The organism is Kribbella sp. NPDC051586 (assembly GCF_044453965.1).
Lineage (GTDB): Bacteria > Actinomycetota > Actinomycetes > Propionibacteriales > Kribbellaceae > Kribbella.
Genome location: NZ_JBITDF010000004.1, coordinates 39,609 through 58,944, shown reverse-complemented (window position 1 = coordinate 58,944; position 19,336 = coordinate 39,609). Strand labels below are relative to the sequence as shown.

General features: G+C 68.3%; 18 protein-coding genes. 3 read left to right on the top strand and 15 right to left on the bottom strand.

The features are described 5' to 3' along the window. Window positions 1-7 precede the first annotated feature (7 nt). Together ACIA58_RS26965 and ACIA58_RS26960 are read right to left on the bottom strand one after the other, a co-directional pair. On the bottom strand, window positions 8-1,897 hold the full coding sequence (locus tag ACIA58_RS26965; protein ID WP_396406578.1) for a putative Ig domain-containing protein: 1,890 nt from the start codon (window positions 1,895-1,897) through the stop codon (window positions 8-10). Window positions 1,898-1,922: 25 nt separating this feature from the next. Further along, entirely contained in the window at window positions 1,923-3,050 is a 1,128-nt protein-coding gene (locus ACIA58_RS26960) for a WD40/YVTN/BNR-like repeat-containing protein (protein ID WP_396406577.1), read from the bottom strand. A gap of 109 nt (window positions 3,051-3,159) precedes the next feature. On the opposite strand from ACIA58_RS26960, the gene ACIA58_RS26955 reads away from it, so the two are divergent. Then, a complete protein-coding gene (locus tag ACIA58_RS26955; RefSeq protein WP_396406576.1) occupies window positions 3,160-4,113 on the top strand; it encodes a helix-turn-helix domain-containing protein in 954 nt (317 codons plus the stop codon). Between the two features lie 145 nt (window positions 4,114-4,258). Here the strand turns inward: ACIA58_RS26955 and ACIA58_RS26950 are convergent, their stop codons facing one another. The 3 genes from ACIA58_RS26950 to ACIA58_RS26940 form a co-directional block, all read right to left on the bottom strand. Beyond that, a complete protein-coding gene (locus ACIA58_RS26950) occupies window positions 4,259-5,470 on the bottom strand; it encodes an MFS transporter (RefSeq protein ID WP_396406575.1) in 1,212 nt (403 codons plus the stop codon). Between the two features lie 88 nt (window positions 5,471-5,558). Further along, window positions 5,559-6,467 (bottom strand): hypothetical protein, encoded by a 909-nt coding sequence (locus ACIA58_RS26945; protein ID WP_396406574.1) that lies wholly within the window; start codon window positions 6,465-6,467, stop codon window positions 5,559-5,561. Continuing rightward, window positions 6,467-7,051 (bottom strand): RNA polymerase sigma factor, encoded by a 585-nt coding sequence (locus tag ACIA58_RS26940; RefSeq protein ID WP_396406573.1) that lies wholly within the window; start codon window positions 7,049-7,051, stop codon window positions 6,467-6,469. Before ACIA58_RS26940 ends, ACIA58_RS26945 begins: the two co-directional genes overlap by 1 nt. Window positions 7,052-7,209: 158 nt before the next feature. Between ACIA58_RS26940 and ACIA58_RS26935 the strand changes: the two genes are divergently transcribed. Further along, window positions 7,210-7,353 carry a GPGG-motif small membrane protein gene (locus tag ACIA58_RS26935; protein WP_166678160.1) on the top strand — a complete coding sequence of 48 codons (144 nt, stop codon included), beginning with the start codon at window positions 7,210-7,212 and terminating at the stop codon, window positions 7,351-7,353. Between the two features lie 151 nt (window positions 7,354-7,504). On the opposite strand, the gene groL is transcribed toward ACIA58_RS26935, so the two are convergent. The 9 genes from groL to ACIA58_RS26890 form a co-directional block, all read right to left on the bottom strand. After that, entirely contained in the window at window positions 7,505-9,196 is a 1,692-nt protein-coding gene (gene groL, locus ACIA58_RS26930; RefSeq protein WP_396406572.1) for a chaperonin GroEL, read from the bottom strand. A 26-nt stretch (window positions 9,197-9,222) separates the two neighbouring features. Then, window positions 9,223-10,248 (bottom strand): NAD(P)-dependent alcohol dehydrogenase, encoded by a 1,026-nt coding sequence (locus ACIA58_RS26925; protein ID WP_396406571.1) that lies wholly within the window; start codon window positions 10,246-10,248, stop codon window positions 9,223-9,225. After that, complete coding sequence (locus tag ACIA58_RS26920; protein ID WP_396406570.1) at window positions 10,245-10,958, bottom strand: iron-sulfur cluster assembly protein; 714 nt, start codon at window positions 10,956-10,958, stop codon at window positions 10,245-10,247. The genes ACIA58_RS26925 and ACIA58_RS26920 overlap by 4 nt, the downstream gene beginning before the upstream one ends. After that, on the bottom strand, window positions 10,958-12,001 hold the full coding sequence (locus ACIA58_RS26915; RefSeq protein ID WP_396406569.1) for an amidohydrolase family protein: 1,044 nt from the start codon (window positions 11,999-12,001) through the stop codon (window positions 10,958-10,960). The genes ACIA58_RS26920 and ACIA58_RS26915 overlap by 1 nt, the downstream gene beginning before the upstream one ends. Window positions 12,002-12,017: 16 nt before the next feature. Beyond that, window positions 12,018-12,392 carry a propane 2-monooxygenase effector subunit MimD gene (gene mimD / locus ACIA58_RS26910; protein WP_396406568.1) on the bottom strand — a complete coding sequence of 125 codons (375 nt, stop codon included), beginning with the start codon at window positions 12,390-12,392 and terminating at the stop codon, window positions 12,018-12,020. Next, the gene (locus tag ACIA58_RS26905; protein WP_396406567.1) at window positions 12,389-13,576 is read right to left on the bottom strand and encodes a hypothetical protein; all 1,188 of its coding nucleotides are present in this window, start codon (window positions 13,574-13,576) and stop codon (window positions 12,389-12,391) included. The genes mimD and ACIA58_RS26905 overlap by 4 nt, the downstream gene beginning before the upstream one ends. Further along, window positions 13,573-14,628 (bottom strand): NADH:ubiquinone reductase (Na(+)-transporting) subunit F, encoded by a 1,056-nt coding sequence (locus tag ACIA58_RS26900; protein WP_396406566.1) that lies wholly within the window; start codon window positions 14,626-14,628, stop codon window positions 13,573-13,575. The genes ACIA58_RS26905 and ACIA58_RS26900 overlap by 4 nt, the downstream gene beginning before the upstream one ends. Before the next feature lie 36 nt (window positions 14,629-14,664). Beyond that, window positions 14,665-16,317 (bottom strand): hypothetical protein, encoded by a 1,653-nt coding sequence (locus ACIA58_RS26895; protein WP_396406565.1) that lies wholly within the window; start codon window positions 16,315-16,317, stop codon window positions 14,665-14,667. Between the two features lie 85 nt (window positions 16,318-16,402). Next, window positions 16,403-16,651: a hypothetical protein gene (locus tag ACIA58_RS26890; RefSeq protein WP_396406564.1), complete on the bottom strand. Its 249-nt coding sequence runs from the start codon at window positions 16,649-16,651 to the stop codon at window positions 16,403-16,405. A 129-nt stretch (window positions 16,652-16,780) separates the two neighbouring features. Here ACIA58_RS26890 and ACIA58_RS26885 point away from each other — a divergent pair, with 129 nt between their 5' ends. Further along, window positions 16,781-18,583: a sigma-54-dependent Fis family transcriptional regulator gene (locus ACIA58_RS26885; RefSeq protein WP_396406563.1), complete on the top strand. Its 1,803-nt coding sequence runs from the start codon at window positions 16,781-16,783 to the stop codon at window positions 18,581-18,583. Window positions 18,584-18,736: 153 nt separating this feature from the next. Here ACIA58_RS26885 and ACIA58_RS26880 read toward each other — a convergent pair whose 3' ends face one another. Then, window positions 18,737-19,309: a GNAT family N-acetyltransferase gene (locus ACIA58_RS26880; RefSeq protein WP_396406562.1), complete on the bottom strand. Its 573-nt coding sequence runs from the start codon at window positions 19,307-19,309 to the stop codon at window positions 18,737-18,739. Between the last annotated feature and the right edge of the window lie 27 nt (window positions 19,310-19,336).

Below are 19,336 nucleotides of genomic sequence, written 5' to 3'. Positions count from 1 at the left end.
CCGAATTCTAGTTCACCGAGACGTCGTCCAGCAGGAACGTCGACGGCGCCCCGTCGTTCTCGGTGCTGGTCCAGTCCAGTGTGACGGTCCGGCCCCGGTACGGCGTGAGGTCGACGGACTGCGTCGTGTACGACGGCGTGGTCCGGCTGAAGGTCTTCGCCGGACGACCGTCGACGGTCAATTGCAGCACGTCGTCCCCGCCGGCGACGCGCAACGCGAATCGCAGCGCCGGATGCCCGAACGACGGGACGCGAACGCGCTGGCTCAGCGAGTCGGTGTGAGCGGTGCCCCTACCACCGAGCCAGGCATACCCCAGCCCCTTGTTGCTGTACTGACCGTCGGCACGGATGAGATCCGGCGTCTGGGTCCAGCCACCGTTCCCGGATTCGAAGTCTCCGTTGACCACGGCGTTCTTCCGGGTGCTCACCACCCAGTTGATGACGGTGTTGCCTCTTGCCTTGGTGGAATCAGTTCCTGTGACCGTGACCGAGTAGGTCCCGGGCGCGGTCGGTCGACCGTAGATGATCCCGCTCAGCGGATCGATCCGGAGCCCCGCGGGCAGACCGGTCGCGGAGAACCGCACGAGGCGGTGGCCCGAGTCCGTCGCCCGCGCCGGCAGTACGACGACCTCGCCGGCCGCACTGAACTGCTGGGCCGGCGCGGAGACCGTGATCCGGTTGCTCTTCGTCGGCGAGGTCAGGGCGCGGGTGCCGATCGGCGTACCGAGGCCGGTCGGGCCGTCCCAGCCGGCCTGTGCCGTACACAGTGGTGCGGGGGTGCACTCGCCGTTGTTGCCTTCGACAACATCGTTGAGGTTGCCGGTGGCCCCGTACGGGTATCCGGCCGGACGGGAGTCCGGATCGGGGTCACCGGCAAGTGCGTAGGTGGCCGCGATGACCGGGGCGGCCGCGCTGGTTCCGCCGTACACGGCCCAGCCGGAGCCTCCCGTGGTCTGGTAGACGGCCACACCGTTGGCCGGGTCGGCGACCGCGGAGACGTCCGCGATCGCACGCTTCGAGCAGGTCGCGGCCGGGATCACCGATTGCCAGCTCGGCTTGTCGATCACGCTCGAGCAGCCGGATCCGGTGCCTTGACCGGGTCCGTTGTTCCAGACCGTTTCACTCCAGCCGCGGGACGAGTCGTCCTTCGTCAGCGTCGTACCGCCGACCGCGGTCGTAGCCGCGGAGCTGGCCGGATACGAGACGCCGGCGTCGTAGTCGTAGTCACCGGTGGAGGCCGCGTACACGACACCGCGCGGGTTGAAGTAGGACTTGTCGAGCTGGGCCAGGTCGGCGGACTCCGGTCCACCCCAGCTCAGCGAGACGAACTTCGCGCCGAGCTCGTTGGCGGTCTTCACCGCCTCGAGCAGGTCGTCGCTCGGGGAGTCGGACTCGAGCAGCGTGATCCCGCAGCTCGGGCAGATCGCCGACACCATGTCGAGGTCGAGCGAGATCTCGCCGGACCACGAACGCGACGGTGCGGGCAGCGGACTCGGCAGCCCGTGCTGGTTGAGCTTCTGGAAGCAGCCGTTCGCGGTCGTGCACGCGGGCAGTCCGAATTGCGCGCGGTAGACGGCGAGGTCCGCCTCGGCCGTCGGGTCGTCGTACGCGTCGACGATATAGACCCGTTGCCCTTGGCCCGCCGTTGCTGAGGGCAACTTGTACGCCGCCTGCAGGTCGGACGGACCGTACCCGGCCGGCGCGCCGCCCAGCGCCTTGGCGCGGAAGCCCAGGTCGGCCCGCCGCTGGGCGAAGCAGGTGTATTCACCCGGCTTGACGTGCGGGTCGCAGCTCGCGACCACCTTCGGCGACTCCTGGACGTCCGCGGCCGCCACCGTGGCCGAACCGGCGACCAGGACGAGGGCGAGCGGGATGGCCAACTGGCGCAGTGAGATCACAGTTGTGCTCCTGAGTGGATCGGCGTCACGCCGGGACGAGAGTGGTCTGCTGCCAGCTCGAGCCGGCGTCGTGGGTCACCCAGAGCTGCGTGTTCTGGGTGTACGCCGCATCGGCCTGGACGACCCACGCCGTCGTAGGCGTCTGCCGGACCAGGTCGTGGATGCGTACGCCCTTCTCAAGCCATTCCTGGTCGATGCGCCACGACTTCGACAGCGCCGGCCGGTTGTAGACGAGGCTTGCGCTGAGCGTGGTGAGCATGACCGCGCCGTCCGGTCCGACCGTCAGCTGGCTCGCGAGACCGAGTCGGCCGGGAATCGCGTCGTACCGGAAGGTCTTGCCGCCGTCGCCGGAGACGAGGACGGTCTTGTCGGAGTCGCCTCGGCCGTAGTTCGCCATGCAGAGCACGTAGACGCGGCCCGGGCCGTTGGTTGCGAGGTCGCTGATCGTGGCATCCTCGGCGTCGGCGCAGGTGACCGTACTGGTCGGCCGGACCGTACCACCGCGGATCGTGGACAACCGGCCGGGACTCTTGAACGGCGCGGCCAGGAAGTAGACCGTCGAACCTGCGGCGTCCATCGCGAACTGGTCGTCTGCGCCGACCGCGATGTCGAGTTGCTTCCAGCCGGTCGACTTGCCGGCCGGCGCGCGCCAGACCTTCAGCGGGCGGTCGTCGCAGATACCGGAGCCGATCGCGCAGCCGGAAGTGACGATGTAGGTGCCGTCCGGAGCGGCGAGCAGGTCGAGGATCTTGGCTCCACCGCCGGGCAGCGGGACCTGCGTCCACGTCTTCCCGCCGTCCTTGGTGACCTCGAGGTACGGGTTGTAGGCCCAACCGAACTTCGGGTCGGCGAACTGCAGGCTGGTCAGGCCCGGCTCGCCGCTCTTCGCCAGCCCGTTGTGGGTGCGGCCGGCGGTGGCCCAGGTCTTACCGCCGTTGTGGGTGGCGAGCACCTCGGCCGGGCAGGTCGCAGTACCGCAGGCGACGGCGCCGAGCACGTAGCCGTCGGTCTGGGTGGGCCAGACGATCGACTGGGGAGCGAAGGCGGGCTCGGTGGGATCGGCGGTCGCGACGTCGGCTCCGGAGCCGACCAGAAGCGCGGTGACGAGGGCGCCTGCCAGCGCGATCGTCTTCCGGCCAGCATGCAGACGCACAGTTCACTCCTCGGACAGGCGACGTTTCCTGGGACACGCTAAGCCCTGAACTCGCGATTCCGCCGCCCATTCCGGCCAAACGCCGATCCCGGCCAACTACGCTCAGCGGATGGCTGAATGGGAAGCAGTTGGGCTGTCCGCGGACGACGCGCAGGTCTATCGGCAACTGCTGCGGGATCCGGGGGTGCCGGTCGAGCAGTTGGGTGAGCTTCTGGAGTTACCGGACAAAGCGGTAACGCAGGCCGTCGAGCGGCTCGTCGCGGCCGGGCTGGTGCGGAGTGGTTCGGAGGCCGCGCCCGCGCCGGTCGACCCGCGGTCCGGGCTGGGCATGCTCGTCCGCGAGCGACGGGCCGCGCTGGACGGTGTCGCCGCGATGACCGATCAGCTCGCCCGCGAGTTCAGCGCCGGCCAGTTGCAGGCCGAGCCGAGCCGGTTGATCGAGATCGCGGTCGGCCGGGACGCGATCGAGGCGCGGATCGACGACATGCTGCGCGGCGCCACCCAGCAGGCGGTCGGCACGGACACCCCGCCGTACGTCGCCGACGGCAGCGATCAGGTGTCGGGCGCGGAGCTGGCACTGCTGGATCGTGGGGTGCGGTTCCGGTCGATCTATGCGGCCGAGGTGCTCGATCATCCGGGGTGGGTCGACCGGTTGAGATCGATGGCCGAGCGGGGTGAGCAGTCGCGGGTGCTGCCGCAGGTGCCGGTCAAACTGCTGATCGTCGACGGCACCACGGCGATCCTCCCGCTGGCGGGCGGGCCGTCGACGCGAGGGCAGGCGCGGGCCGTGGTGGTGTCGGACTCGGCGTTGACCAGTGCGCTCCAGGTGCTCTTCGACCAGCTGTGGAATCAGGCGACCCCGTTGCGGCTGTCCGAGAATGCGGATCCCAACACGACCCTCGTCAATCTGCTGGCGAGTGGGATGAAGGACGAGGCGATCGCCCGCCAGCTCGGTGTGAGCGGCCGGACGCTGCGCCGCCGGATCGCACAGGTCCAGGAAGAGCTGGGCGCCACCAGCCGCTTCCAGGCCGGCCTCCAAGCCGCCCGCCGCGGCTGGCGCTAGCCCGCCGCCGGACATGAGTGGTGACCTGGGACCCCAAATGGTCTGTTGGGACCTGACATAGCAGGGCTCAACCAACCACTTCGGGGGCCAAGTCACCACTCGCCGCCGGCTGGGACCGGCGATGGCCCGGCAGTACGCCGTGTGGCTAGGCGAGGGTGGCGCGGCGGGTTGCGCGGGTGACCAACAGGTGCAGGGTGACGGTGATCGCCAGGATGACTCCAGCGACACCGAGCAGACCGTCCGGCGACGAGCCGGCCGTCAGCGCGACACCGCCCAGACCACTGCCGAGCGCGGATCCGAGCGAGATCGCGCTGCCGTTGAGCGCGATCACGATCGTCGCCGAGTCCGGCGCCATCGTCGCGAGCCGGGCCTGCTGCGGCACCGCTCCACCGCCGTTGCCGACGCCGGCGGAGAAGAACCAGACCAGGCCCCAGACCGCCGCCACGACGGCCGGCGCGAACATCAGCGCGACCATGCCGAGGATCGAGTTCAGGAGCAGGCCGATCAGGACCACGGTCAGCACCCGGATCGCGCTGAAGCGGTCGACGAGCCGGCCGGTGATGGCGTTGCCCGCCATGCTCGAGACGCCGTACCCGAACATGATCAGGATGATCGCCCAGTGGGCCTTGAAGTGCGGCCCGAGGATCAGCGTCGCGTACGTGAAGCAGGTGTAGCTGCTGCACAGGATGCCGGTCGTGACCAGCAGTCCGGCGAGGAGCCGCGGTTGCTTGAGCGGCCGCAGGCGTTCGACGAGCGTCCCGCCGGGCAGATGCAGGCGCGGGAGCCGGAGCAGGATGCCGACCAGCGCGATGGTGCCGACCACCGCGACCATGATCATCGGGAACCGCCAGCTGGACTGTCCGATCACCAGGCCGATCGGTACGCCGAGGGCGGTCGCGGTCATCCAGCCGCCGAGCACGAACGACAGCGCCTTGCCGTGATGCTCGGCCGGCGTCAGCGCGATCACGTACCCGGTGACGGCCGCGTTCAGCAGGCAGCCGCCGAGCGCGGCGACCACCCGGCCACCGAGCGCGATCGGGTAGTTCGTGGCAACGCCGACGACGAGGTTGCCGAGCACGAAGACGGCGAGCGCGAGGGCGATCGTCGTACGGCGTTCCCATCGCGACGTCAGTGTGCCGAGCACTGGGCCGGCCAGCGCGGCGGTGAACGCGAACACCGACATCAGCTGTCCGGCGGCCGCCGCGGTGACGTTGAGATCGCCGGCGATCTGGGGGAGCAGGCCGGCCAGCACATAGCCGTCGATGCCCATCGAGAACGTCGCGACCGCCAGCCAGATGAACGGACGGTACGAGAACCCCTGTCCGTCCACCGCGCCCGCGGCCCGCGTCTGCGTCATGGAGATATCTCACCCCGAGCGGCCAACTCACGGCAAGACCAAAACTGATCAAACCTGCCAAAAAGCCTGCAACTGTGATCACCCACGGTCAGGATGGCCAGCGGTACTCCTGGCATTCCGGCGGCGTCGGCGTCTTCGGGACCGTGTCCCTCTTCCCGTTCGGCAGCGTGACCATGACCACCGGGCAGGTGACCGGCGCGGCGGTCGGATCGATGCCACGGTCGGTGACGATCAGATCGCCCACGGAGTCGTACCCGCGGACCACGAAGTCGTTCAGACCGGTGTCGTCGGCGTCGTACGGTCCCCAGTTGGTGCGGCCAACGGTCGGCGCGAACCAGAAGCCGTCCTGCAGGAACGCCTCGACCGGCGCCTGCCCCTTCGGCTGGACGGTGACCCGGGTGACCGACTTGGTGTAGACGCCCGCGTTGCGGGCGATACGCATCATCGGGGCGCCGATCAGCCGGGCTCCGGGGCTGAAGCGGATGCTTGGCTCGCTGACCACTCCACCGGCGGTGCGGCTGCACAGCCAGTACGCCGGGTGGCTCTCGCGCGGAAAGCCCTTCGGTCCCGTCGGGTAGGTCTGCAGGCCGGATCCGATCAGCCAGGTGTTCACCACGTTCGGATCCTTCACGCCGGTGAACTCGAACGCCCTGATCACCTTGTAGTCCGTGAACGGATGCGGCAGCGACTTGCTGGTGATCCGGTCGGCCTCCGCGAGGCACTGGGAGCGGAGGGTCGCGGTCTCGTCGGCCGTCAGCGCCCTGGTCTTCGCCGGAGCGGACGCGGGCGGCGCACTGTCGGTCTTCAGCGCGCGTACTGCGACCACCAGACCGGCGACCACCACGAGGACAGCCGCGGCCGCGAGGGCGGGGGCGAGGATCCGTCGCGGCGGACGGACCGGCTCGCTCTCGATCGCGGACAGCAGGCCGGCGCGCAGCTTCTCGTGGGTGCCGGGCGGCAAGGACCGGTCGGCACGACGGGTGAGCAACTCGTTCATCACAGGTTCTCCAAGCAGTCGGCCGGGGCCTCGTCCGGTACGGCGACGCTGAGATCGCGCAGGCGCTTGCGGGCGCGGGCCAGCCGCGACTTCACCGTGCCGAGCGGTACGTCGAGCGCGACGGCCGCGGACTGTGCGTCCAGGCCGCTCCAGAAGCACAGCTCGACGATCTCCTGCTCGTGCCGCGGCAACTTCCGCAGCAGGGCCCGCAGCCGGCTCGCCTCCCGCTCGTCGTCGACCTGCGCCGCGACCAGGTCCGCGTGATCCGGCTCGTCCGTCGCCGGCGTCTGCCTGGCCAGGTTGAGCCACCGGAACCGTTGCCGCCGGCGCTCGTTGCGGATCACGAAGTCCGCCGTACGGAACAACCAGGGCAAGGCCGAGTCGTGGACGAGCACCACGTCCGCCCGCCGGCGCCAGGCATGCAGGAACACCAGCGAGGTCAGGTCCTCGGCGTCGCTCCACGAGCCGAGCCGCCGGAAGACGAAGTTGTACACCGCCTTGGCATGCCGATCGAACAGGACGCCGAACGCCTCCGGCTCCCCGTCCACCGCGCGCCGCCACAACTCCGCGTCACCCACCGCCACCTCCAGATCGTGCCCCCGGCAGGGGGCCTTCTCCGGATATATGTCCCGAGCCTCGGGTCGGGGTTCATACGAGCGTTTGCCCAGGTGGTGCGGGTTTTACGGGGTGTACGCCCGGGCACCGGGGCGGCGCACGGGGATCACGTCAGAAGGGAAGGACCATGGCATTCATTCTGTGGATCATCGCGGTGATCCTCGTCGTGTCCGGAATCGTTTCGCTGTTCCGCGGTCAGGTGATGTGGGGCGCCGCCCTGATCATCATCGGCCTGCTCGTAGGCCCCGGCGGCGTCAGCATCTTCACCTGAGCCGGCTCGCTCCGGCGAATGCGTCGCGGCTGACCGGGTACCGGACCGGTGGCGAGGAGGGACGCATCCGGGGCGCCCGTTCCGGCGCCGGTGGGCTTTGACGCTCGTGACCATGGCCGGCGCCGGAACGGGGTGGGGTTCTCAGCAGCTCCTATCCGACGGACGGGCCCAGGCCGAGAGATTGCGGCGTACTGGAATCAGGGCTTGGTTGATGCAGGCCCTCGTCCAGTGCGCCGTACTCGGTCATCAGGGCCGCACTGCCACCCCACGGGGTCTGTTCCTCGGCGATGAGGGTGTTGGTGGTGAGGAGAAGTCCGGCCACCGAGGCGCCGTTCTGCAGGGCCGAGCGGGCCACGCGGAGCGGGTCGATGATGCCCATCGCGAGCATGTTGCCGTACACCCCGTCCAGGGCGTCGAATCCCTCGTCGATGCCCATCTGCGACGTACGCTCCAGCACCTCGGCGCCGTTGTAGCCGGCGTTGGCCGCGATCAGGTACGCCGGTTCGCGCAGCGCCCGCCGCACGATATCGACGCCGGTCCTGTAATCGCCCTTCACGTCCAGACCGTCGAGGGCTGACGCGGCATGCAGGAGGGCCATGCCGCCGCCCGCGACGATCCCTTCGGCCATCGCGGCCCGCGTCGCAGACAGCGCGTCCTCGACCCGGTGCTGGAGCTCCTTGAGCTCGGCCGGGGTCGGCGCACCGACGCGGATCACCGCGACTTTGCCTGACAACGAGCCGATCCGCTCGGTCAGGACGTCCTCGTCGACGCCGAACGTCGCCCGCTCGAGCTCCGACCGCAGCTGCGCGATCCGGAAGGCGACATCCTTGTCGTGGCCCGTGCCGGCCACGATCGCCGTCCGGTCGGCCGTCACCCGCACCTGATCCGCCCGGCCCAGCTGGTCCAGCGTCATCGTCTCGAGGGTGAACCCGGAGTGCCGGCTGTACACCGCGCCGCCGGTGATCGCCGCGATGTCCTCCAGCTTGTGCAAGCGCCGGTCGCCGAACCCGGGCGCCTTCACCGCCACACACTGGAACAGCCCGTTGACGTGGTTGTGCACGAGCATGCTCAACGCCGTGCCTTCGAGGCTCTCGGCGATGATCACCAGCGGCCGCGGCTCGCGCATGATCTTGTCCAGCAGCGGCATGATCTCCTGGACCTTGGTGATCTTCTCGCTGCACAACAGGATGTACGGGTTGTCCAGGACGGCCTGCAGGCTGCCCGGATCGGTCACCATGTACGGCGACAGGTACCCGTTGTCGAACTCGAACCCCTCGACGAAGTTCACGCCCATCCCGTTGATCGACGACTCCTCGACCGTCACGATCCCGCCGTCGCCGACGGTGTGCAGGGCGTTCGCGATCACCGCGCCGACGATGTCGTCGTCGTTCGCCGAGATCGCCGCGACGCGGGCGTAGTCCTGCTCGGTGACGACGGGGTGCGCGACCTCGCGCAGCCGGTCGACGAGCTTGCCCACGGCCAGGTCGATACCCCGTTTCACCAGCACGGGGTTCCCGCCGGAGCCGATCGCCTGCATGCCCTCGCGGATGATCGCCTGCGCGATCACGGTCGCCGTGGTGGTGCCGTCGCCGACGATGTCGTTGGTCTTGATCGCGGCTTCCTTGACCAGCTGGGCGCCCATGTTCTCGAACTGGTTCTTGAGGAAGATCTCGCGGGCGATCGTCACGCCGTCGTTGGTGACCACCGGCGAGCCGGTGATCTTCTCCAGGATCACGTTGCGGCCCTTGGGGCCCAACGTGGACTTGACCGCGTCCGCGAGCTGGTCGACGCCGGCAAGCAGCAGATCACGGGCCGATTCACCGAATCTTAGTTCCTTGGCCATTTCAATCCCTCCGGAAAATGGTCCTGTTACGGCACGAGAATCGCGCGGCCGCGAACTCGGCCGGCGTCGAGATCGGCGACCGCGTCAACGGCCGCGTCGAGGGGATAGGTCCGGGTGTGCAGGGTGACCTTGCCGGCCTGTGCGAGCGCCATCAGCTCGGTCAGCTCGTTGAACGTGCCGACGATGTTGCCGACGATGTTCCGCTCGGTCGAGATGATGTCCAGGGTCGGGATCTCCACCTGGCCGCCGTACCCGATCACGAAGTACGAGCCGGCCGGTCGGGTCATCGCGAACCCGTCCTGCTCCGCGCCCTGCTCGGCGACGAAGTCGAGGACGACGTGGGCGCCGGCGCCGTCGGTGAGCTCCTGCACCTTCTCCACCTGCTTGCCATCGGCAACCACAGTCTGGTCGGCGCCGAGCTGCTCGGCCAGCTTGAGCGCGTCCGGGTTGCGGTCGACGACGATGATCCGCGCCGCCGTCAACGCGGCCAGGCACTGTACGCCGATGTGCCCCAGGCCGCCCGCGCCGATCACCACGGCCGTCGTCCCGGGAGGCAACAGTGGCAGGGCCTTCCGGACCGCGTGGTACGCCGTGATGCCGGCGTCGGCGAGCGCCGCGACGTCCTGTGGTCGCGTGCTCGGATCGAGTTTCACGCAGGCGCGAGCGGAGGTGAGGAGGTACTCCGCCATCCCGCCGTCGCTGTCGAGCCCCGGGAACGAGCTGTTCTCGCAATGCATGTCGTCCCCCGCGCGACAGGCATGGCACAGCCCGCAGGTGGGCGTCGGGTGCAGGATGACGGTGTCGCCGACCTGCACGTTGGTGACGGCCGAGCCGACCTCGTGCACCCAGCCGGCGTTCTCGTGGCCGATCGTGTAGGGCAGCGACGGATGCATCGCCGCGTCCCACTGACCCTCGATGATGTGCAGATCGGTGCGGCACACGCCCGCCCCGCCGATCTTGACGATCACGTCCAGCGGGCCCTTGACGACCGGTTCCGGTACGTCCTCGACCACTGGTTGCTGGTGGTATCCGTGCAGTCGAACGGCCTTCATCCCTGGTCCTCCTCACCCGCACCGGAGTCGGTGTACCGGTGCCTCAGCATTCCCCTGCAGATACCGGTGTTGGCCTCGATCCCGGTCCGGGTCAGCCGGGCCAGGCCGAGGTGCCTCGCCGCGGCGGGCGCGGCGATGGCCTCGCCGGTCCCGACGTCGACGAGCAGCGGCGCGTCCGGTCCGGTCGGCAGCCCGAGCTCGGCCCGCCGCCGCAGCAGCCGGTCCAGCTCGGCCGACGGCGGCACGTCGCCGATCGTCAGCCGGGCGACCTCCACCGGATCGGTGCCAGAAGCAACAAAAGGCCGGCAGACCTGATCGGTCCCGGCCAGCACCGCCTTGGCGACGAAGGTACGGCGCAACTCGTCCAGCTCCGCCGCCGCCTCGCCGTCGAACGAGGCGACGAACCCCGCCCGCGCCGCCACCCCCGCGTTGATCTGGCCGGCCGCGAAATGATCCTCCAGCGCGACGTCGACCGAGCGCAGCCCGGGCAGCGCCGCCACCACGTCGTACGCGTCGGCGACCATCAGGAAGGCGAAGTTCGGCGCACAGAAGTACGTCGGCAGCCGCAACCGCACGACCGCGTCGCCGGCGGCCGACACGACGCAGGTGGACACGAAACCCAGCGTCGTGATCGGCTCGTCCAGCTCCGGGTCCCGGACCGCACCCAGTGCGTCCAGGACCCGGTCCCGCTCAGCGACGACCGCCGTCATTACGACGCGACCAGCTTGGAGTCGTCCTGCGCGGCCGGTGTCTCCTCCTTCAGTTGCAGCTCGGCCGGCACCTTGAGGTCGTACAGCTTGGCCGCGTTCAGCCCGAGGATCTTCTTCTTCCCCTCCACCCCGAGCCGCGGGTAGTCCGCGAACTCCGGCTGGTCGGGGAACTCCCAGTCCACGAAGCCCTCGATCTGCCACTTCGGCTCCCAGATGCCGTAGTCGCTGCCGAACGTCATCTTGTCCTCGCCGACCCAGAACAGCAGCTCGCCCATGACCTTGGCGAAGAACTGCGGGCGGGCGTGCATCAGGCCGCCGATGACGACCGACAGACCGGCGTACACGTTCGGTTCCTGGGTCGCCATGAAGCAGAAGTCCTCGATCCGCGGCAGGCCGACGTGCTCGACGATGAAGTTGAGCTCGGGGAAGTCGGTCGCGGCGTGGTCGACATCGGAGACGTCGAACGCGTCCTTGTCCAGCGGCCAGATCGTGGGGCCCTTGTGGACGTGGATGTTCTTGATCCCCAGCTCCTGCGCCTTCGCCAGGTACGTGTACGCGGCCGGGTCGGTGAGCTTGTAGCCGCGCGAGCCGGCGTTCCACTCGGCGGTGTAGAGCTTCACACCCTTCGAGCCGTACCGGTCCACGTTGGCCGCCAGCTCCTCGAGGCCGGCGTCACCGTCGCGGGGGTCGAAGCGGGTGTTCAGGACGAACATGCCCGGGTGCTTCTCGCCCAGGTTGGCGTTCTGCTCGGTGGTGTTGAAACCCTCGGCGTACCACTCCTTCAGGTACGTCGGCTGGAAGATCGCGACGTCCACGTAGCCGTCCTCGAAGACGTCCTTCATCAGGTCGTCCTCGGTGTAGCTCATGAACTTCTCGATCGTCCAGTGGGTCTCCTTGGGTCCGAGGCTCTGGTACGCGTGGAAGCACTCGATCCAGCCCTTCGCGTACTGCTCCGCGCCCTTGACCCAGTTGTCCGGGCCGGCCTTCCACATGTGCATGTGGCTGTCGACCACGAAGTACTTCTCACCGTTCTTCTCGTACACGGAAGACCCCCTTGTGTCAGCTGGATGCGGTCAGGTCGAAGCCGATGTAGTCGGCGGCGTCCTCGGGGTTGGCGAACATGATCGTCCGGTCGTCGAGGTGGACCATGCGCCCGTAGTGGGTCGACATGTTCTCCTCGAACTCGGCCTGGTCGAAGTACCCGGGCTCCTCGCCGAGCGCCTCGGAGATGTCGTCGTAGACGAAGTCCATCCGGCCGATCGCGTCGACCCGGATCATCGACGGCAGGTGCGTCACGGTGACGTTGTCCAGACCGGTCATCACCTCAGCGACAACCGCGCCGACCTGGTTGTTCATCAGGGTGACGCCGCACTTGTTGGACGCGGTGTTGTCCTGCTTGAACGGGCTTTCCGCGGTGGTGAACGTGGTGGTCACAGTGACAGCTCCTTCGGTTCCTCGAGGCCCAGCGAGGTGATGATGCCGCTGAACCGGCTCTTGACCCGGTCGAGGCCGTCCTCGAACCGTGGCGGTTTCGCGTCCGGCTGCGACCACAGCGGCTGCAGCGTGCGGTTCGCGGCCAGGGATGCCGCGGTCCACTTCGACGCCCAGTCCTGCAGGATCGACTTGTTGTGGCTCGCGAACTCACGGTCGTTGCTGAGCAGCTCGAACATCGCCGTGGTGTAGCGCAGATCCCGCTCGGCGAAGTCGTACTCCGCCGCGCCGATCACCGTCGGGGTGACGAAGTCGCCGTTGCGCGGGGCCGCCTGCTGCACCAGCTGGCTGCGGAACAGCTCACCGACGAGCGGCTCGAAGACGACGTTCGCGGCGAAGATCGCCTCGCACCAGTCGTCGATCGCGGTCAGCTGCTCGGCCACCTCACGCACGCCCTGCCAGGCCGGATCGTTGTTCCAGGTCTCCAGGTGCGCGCTGCCGTCGAAGCCCTCGAGCTCCTCGGACAGGGTGAGGTTGTAGAGCGCGAGGTCCTGCGCGGCGCGGATCCGGTGCATGCTGTTCACCGAGATCGCGTTGTTGTGCATGTTCGTGGGTGCGCGCCGGTTCGCGTTCGCGTACAGGTACAGGCCGAGGCCGTGGTCGACGTGCATCCAGGCACCGACGTGCTGCTCGACGAAGCGGACCCAGTTCGCGTTCCACTGCTCGAACGCCTTGGAGGCCTTGGCCGCCTCGACGTTCTGGGTGACCTGGCGGACCACGTTCGAGTTGTACCGGTAGAGCGTGAGCTCCCACTCCTCGTTCGGGTCGCGGAACTCGTGCCAGCCGGTGGCCGGCCATTCCTTCACGAACAGGCCGCCGGTGCCCGGGCCACGCTGCGGGCTGGGCTTGTCCGAGCCCCAGGCCTTCAGCACGGTCCAGTCCATCGGGTAGCCGCCGCGCCCGTCGGAGAAGCCGTAGAGCCAGCCCTGGCTCAGGTAGTGCCGCGGATCGGGCTGTACGTCGACCGTGACGTCCTCGTAGTGGCTCTGCTTGCGCTTCTGCGGCGTGTAGTAGTTGTACCGCCGCGAGTTCGAGTCCGGGAACTCGCGTGCGCCCGCCTCGGCATCGGTGAAGACCGGCTTGGGCACACTGCGTTCTGTCTTTGGTGAGTCCTGTGTGGTGGTCATCGGCTTCCTGCCTCCAGCACCTCTGAGTCACCGGCATCGCCGGTCGTGGTGAACTTGTCGTAGTAGATGTGCTTGGTCGCGACCCCGAGCCGTTCGAGCAGCGGGATCGCCGCCTCGACCATCGGCGGCGGACCGCACACGTACGCATCGGCCCCGGTGAGGTCGGGCTCGAGCCGGCGGACCACGTCGGTGATCAGTCCGCTCTCGCCGTCCCATTCCTCCTCCGACAGCGCCGGTACGTACCGGAACCGCGGCAGCCGCTGCTCGAGCTCGCGCAACTCCTCCTCGAAACACAGATCCAGCTGGGTGCGGGATCCGTAGTAGAACGTCGTCGGCCGGTCGATGCCGCGTTCGGCCATCGATCGCAGCAGGGCCAGGATCGGCGCCATCCCGGCCCCGCCACCGAGAAAGACCAGCCGGGCGTCCGGGTTGTCCCGGAGGGTGAACACCCCGAACGGCCCGGTCAGGTCCAACCGGTCACCGACCCGGAGCCGCTGGTCCAGGAACTCCGAGAACATCCCGCCCGGGTACACCTTGATCACGAACTCGAGCTGACCGCTCTCGCGGCTCGACGTGTTCGCCATCGAGAACGAGCGGCTCGCGTCTTCGCCGCCGCCGGCATCGGGCACCGAGATGTCGACGTACTGACCGGGGAAGAACTTCAGCTCGCCGGGCCCGGACAGCTTCAGCACCAGGTGCCGGAGGTCGTGCGTCACCGGGGTGATCGCGACGACCTCCGCCGTCCGTTCCTGGATCGGCAGACCCGAGCGGATCATGTCCTCGTCGTAGTTGAGCAGCTCGATCGTGAGGTCCTCGAAGGGGTGCGCCCGGCACAGCAGCGTGTACCCCTCGTCCAGTTCGTACTCCGGCAGCGCGAAGGTGCTGTAGCGGTCCAGGTCGATGTCCTCACCGTCGAGGACGAACGACTTGCAGGACGCGCACTGCCCCTCCTTGCAGCCGTGCATGAGCATCACGCCCTGCTCGGCTGCCGCGCGCAGGATCGTCTGGTCCTCGTCGACCTCGATCTCGATGCCGACGGGTTCGAACCTCACGACGTGCTTGTCGCCCATAGGAATCTGGCGCCGCGATCAGGCGTCGGCAGGTGCTGGTCGTCCGGCCGGGCCGCCCTTGACGTAGCGTGCCGCGAACGCGGTCCGCTCGTCGTCGGACATCTCGTTCAGCAGCACGTTCGGGCTCGCCAGCGGCGGGCACCTGCGCAGGTGGTCGAGGGTCCACATCTTGTCCGGGTTCAGGTCCAGGTGCGGCTGTGCGACCATCGTCTTGCCGTCGTCGCGGACGAAGCCCATGTCGGAGACCACGTCGGCCCAGTTCCAGCCGTGGTACAGCGTCTCCCACTCGCGGTGGCCGATCAGCTTGCCCATGTTCGGCGTCTGCCGGCCCTGGTACGTCGGCCGGAACGCGGTCTCGTCGGTCCACTTGCACATCTCGTGGCAGTACGTCCGCCACTGGCCGTCGACCTTGGCCATCACCATGTCCTCACGGACCAGACACGGCACCATGCACGTCCAGCAGCGGTGCGGGTACTCGTACTCGACGTCCTCGAAGACGATCGGCTTGTGCCCGTTCGGCGTGGACAGGCGGTTGTAGTTCTCCCACCAGGCGCCGTACTTGTCGTACCAGCCCGGGTACTTGTACTCGAACCACTCGAAGTCCTTGTCCGTCATCGGGTCGATCCGCCAGTAGTTGGCGAGCCAGCCGGTGGCGAAGAACTGGGCGACCTCGTGCACGTAGCCCTTGTTCCAGATCTGGTTCCAGGACTCCTCGATCAGGTCGTGCGGGATCTCGAGTCCGTACTTCTCCAGCGGCACCAGGTAGCTGCGGTAGTAGTCGTCGTAGATCCAGCGGCGCCACATCTCCGCGTAGGACTCGCGGTCCTTGCGCCGGTCCTTGGTGCCGTACTCGATGAAGGTGCCGATCGCGGCGTCGACGACGCGGTGGTTGTTCCACCAGGCGTACCGCAGGTCGCGGGCCAGCAGCTGGTGGTTGTCCTCGTCGGCGAGCGCCATCAGCAGCGTCGCGTAGCCGTTGCTGATGTGCCGGGACTCGTCGGACTGGACCGAGTGGAACACCGTCGGCAGCAGGTAGTCGCCGTTCGCGGCGGCCTCGGCCGGCATCGCGACGAACAGCGTGTTCGTGAAGGCGGTCTCGGCCACGATCGTCAGGTAGATGCTGGCCGCGGTGATCGCGTCACCGGTGATGAACCCCTCGGCGAACTGGCGGCCGATGGTGCCGCAGTAGTCGCTCTGGAAGTTCCGCAGGCTCGAGTTGAAGCCCGCCGGGTCGATGTAGTTGTTCATGTACAGGCGCTTGAGGTTCTGCTGGATCGTCGAGTGCCTGACCTCGTCGATCATCTGGATGGCCTGCCCGTTGTGCAGCTCGGGGTTCGGCACGGTCCGGAACAGCAGCGGCATCGCCCGCGCGGCCGAGATCTCCGGCAGCGGGATGATGCTGAGGAACAGCTTCTGCCATTCCAGCCAGCGTTCCTGGACCTGGCGGAACATGTTCCCGCGGATCGCGCCGTCCGAGGCGCCGTACACGCGGTGGTCCTTCTCCTCCTGCATCGGGAAGTAGGACCGCAGCACCTGCTTCAGGGGGTCTTTCTTCTGCGCCTTACGGAACGTGTAGTCCGTCCCGTACTGGGAGACCGGCTCGTGGTACGCCGGTTCCCATGACAACTCCTGGATCTTCTGGTGGGCCTTCGCCACGCTTTGGCGACTCATGGCTTTCCTCCCGCTCATGTGGCCGGCTGTGTGCTTGCAGTACATCGCCGCCACGAGCGGGGTGAGGTCTCAAATTGAGAAGCGATCAGGACTCGCCGAAGAAGGCCTCGCGCAGCTCGGCGAGCCGCTCCTCCTTCTGCTCCGCGAGCCGGTGATCGCCCTGCGGATCGGGCCGGATACCCAGGCAGCGCAGCAGTTCCGCGGCCGGTTCGCCCGGATGCCCGGTGGCCCCGAGGACCGGATGCAACCCGGCCTCGGCGAGGTGTTCGAAGACCAGATGCACGACGGTCCAAGGGTTATAGGACTCCTGCTGCGGCGAGACATCGTTGTCCATCAAGACCTCCCAGTCGTCTGTTCGAATCTCATGCCTGCACGAGTCGCCGGGTTGTCTCATTCTGAGACGCCACTTGTGTCCGGCTGCACTACTCTCGGAGGGACGGGACGTGACCTGGTGGGAGGCCCCGTGGACGAACTCGCACCCTCGATGGAGGACAACCGGCGAGCCGCTACGGCCCGGCTGAATTTCCTCACCCTCGATCCGGTCGAGACGCAGGACGTCCGGCCGCCGATCCTTGCCTCCTGGGTACGGTCGCGGCGATGGAATCTGCCGGCCGACCGGATCACGCTGCCGTACGTCGCGGACCCGGACCTCGACATTCCGTTGACCCGCAGCGCGGCGCCCGTGCTGCACCAGCTGCACCAGAACCTCGACGGCCAGCCGATCAGCGTGATCCTCACCGACCGCACCGGCATGGTCCTGGAGCGTCTCACCGCCGACACCAACCTGGCCCGCTACCTGGACAAGGTTTTCCTGGCGCCCGGGTTCAGTTACGCCGAGGAGTTCGCCGGCACGAACGGCATCGGGACCGCGCTCGAGGGCGGCGGACCGATGCACGTGTTCGGTCACGAGCACTATGCCGAGGACCTCGAGGACCTCGCGTGCGCCGGCGTACCGATCAAGCATCCGGTGAACGGCAAGACGATCGGCGCGATCGACCTCACCTGCTGGCGCAAGGACGCCGGGTCGCTGCTGATGGCGCTCGCCAAGACCACCGCGGAGAACATCCGGGCCGCGCTGCTCAAGGACAGCTCCGCCCGGGAGCTCTCGCTGCTCCAGGCGTACCTGCAGAGTTCACGCCGGCTCGGCGACATGGTGATCGCGGTCGACGAGGACCTGCTGCTGATGAACGCGAAGGCCGGCCAGTCGCTCGACGCCTCGGACCAGCGCGCGGTGATCGGTTATGCCGGCGAGATGCTCGCCCGCGGCACGACCGAGGCGATCGTGGCCGAGCTGCCCACCGGCGCGTGGGTCCGGATCATGTGCCGCCCGGTCACCACCGGCGGGCGCAGCGGCGGCGGCATCATCCAGGTCAGCCCGCATTCGCCCGGTGTCGGCATCCGTACGCCGGGCACCGGGCATCGCCCGCCGCCACGTCCCGTTCTCCCGGGACTCGTCGGTCGCAGCGCGCCGTGGCTCGGCAGCAGCCGTGAGGTGGACAACGCCTGCCGTGCCGGTCAATGGGTCGTCCTGACCGGCGAGCGCGGCACCGGCAAGGTCACGCTGGCGCGTGCCGCGCACCATCAGAACAACCCGGCCGGCCTGTTCCACGTCGTCGATGTCGCGCGGCTGGGTGACGGCTTCGCCGCCGAGCTGGAGTCCGAGCTCGCCGACGACTCCGTCCAGGCGCTGGTCATCCGGCGCGTCGAGCGCCTCGATCCGAGCGGCGTCGACGCGGCCATCGCGGCCTTGTACGACGTCCTCGAACGCAGACCGGCCGATCCGCCGTGGATCGCGCTCACCCTCACATCCGACGACACCGATACGCCGGACCTCGGCGAGCTTTTGTCGCTCTTCCCGCTGACCGTCGAGGTGCCACCGCTGCGGCACCACATCGAGGACGTCCGCGAGCTCGTTCCGTACTTCCTCAACCAGTTGAGTCACGGCGAGCTGACGTGCTCGCCGGACACGATGCAGCAACTGATGCGGTCTGCCTGGCCCGGCAACACCGCGGAGCTGTGCCAGATGCTCAAACAGGTCGTCGTACGGCGTCGCCGTACCGGGGTGATCACTCCCGCCGACCTGCCGGCCCGCGCGCAGGCGATCAGCCGCCGCAGCCTCAGCCAGCTGGAGGCGCTCGAACGCGACGCGATCATCCGCAGCCTGATCGCCAACGACGGCCACAAGGGCCACGCCGCGAAGTCGCTCGGGATGTCCCGCGCCACCATCTACCGCAAGATCCACGACTACGGCATCCAGCCCCCGTAAACCCACCGTCCCAACCCCGCTCCGCCGCCTCACCCCTCGCGCAATCTCAGGGGTCGACCCTCCACTGTGTGGGTTGCGCAACGAGATCCTGGGTCCGCAACCCGCACGCTGAGGGGTTGGCCCCTGAGACGGGCGATCGAGTAGGGCGGCGGTTCACCGGGTTGGGGGGATGGTGCGGGTGACGACCCAGCGGTGGGGGGAGATCGGGCGGGTGCGGGTGAAGCCGTGGTTCTCGAAGGCGGACATCGGGCCGGTGTGCAGGAACGATCCGGACACCTTCCGGTCGTCGGTCTCCTCGGGATAGCCCTCGACGACACCGCCGCCGTACTGCGCGATCTGGGTCAGCGCCCCGCCGAGGGCGGCATCCGCCACGCCGCGGCCGCGCAGTCCTTTGCCGGTGAAGAAGCAGGTGATGCGCCAGTCGGGCAGCGTCGTCAGGCCCTTCTCGTACAGCCGACGGCTCTTGACCTCCGGCAGCTCGTCAGGCGAGCCGAATTGACACCAGCCAAGACATTTCTCGCCGTCGAACACCAGCGCCGCGTGCGTGTCCCCGCTGCGGACCCGCTCTTCTTTCTCGGCGCGATTCTGTTCCGCGGTCCGCCCCTTGCCGAGCTTCACATGGAATCCCATACACCAGCATCCGCCCCAGACGCCGTTGTTCGCCTCGACCAGCTCGGCGAACGCCGGCCAACTGTCCGCATCCAACGGCCGCACCGAAAACGTCACGCCACTCACCTCCGAACCACACCGTAG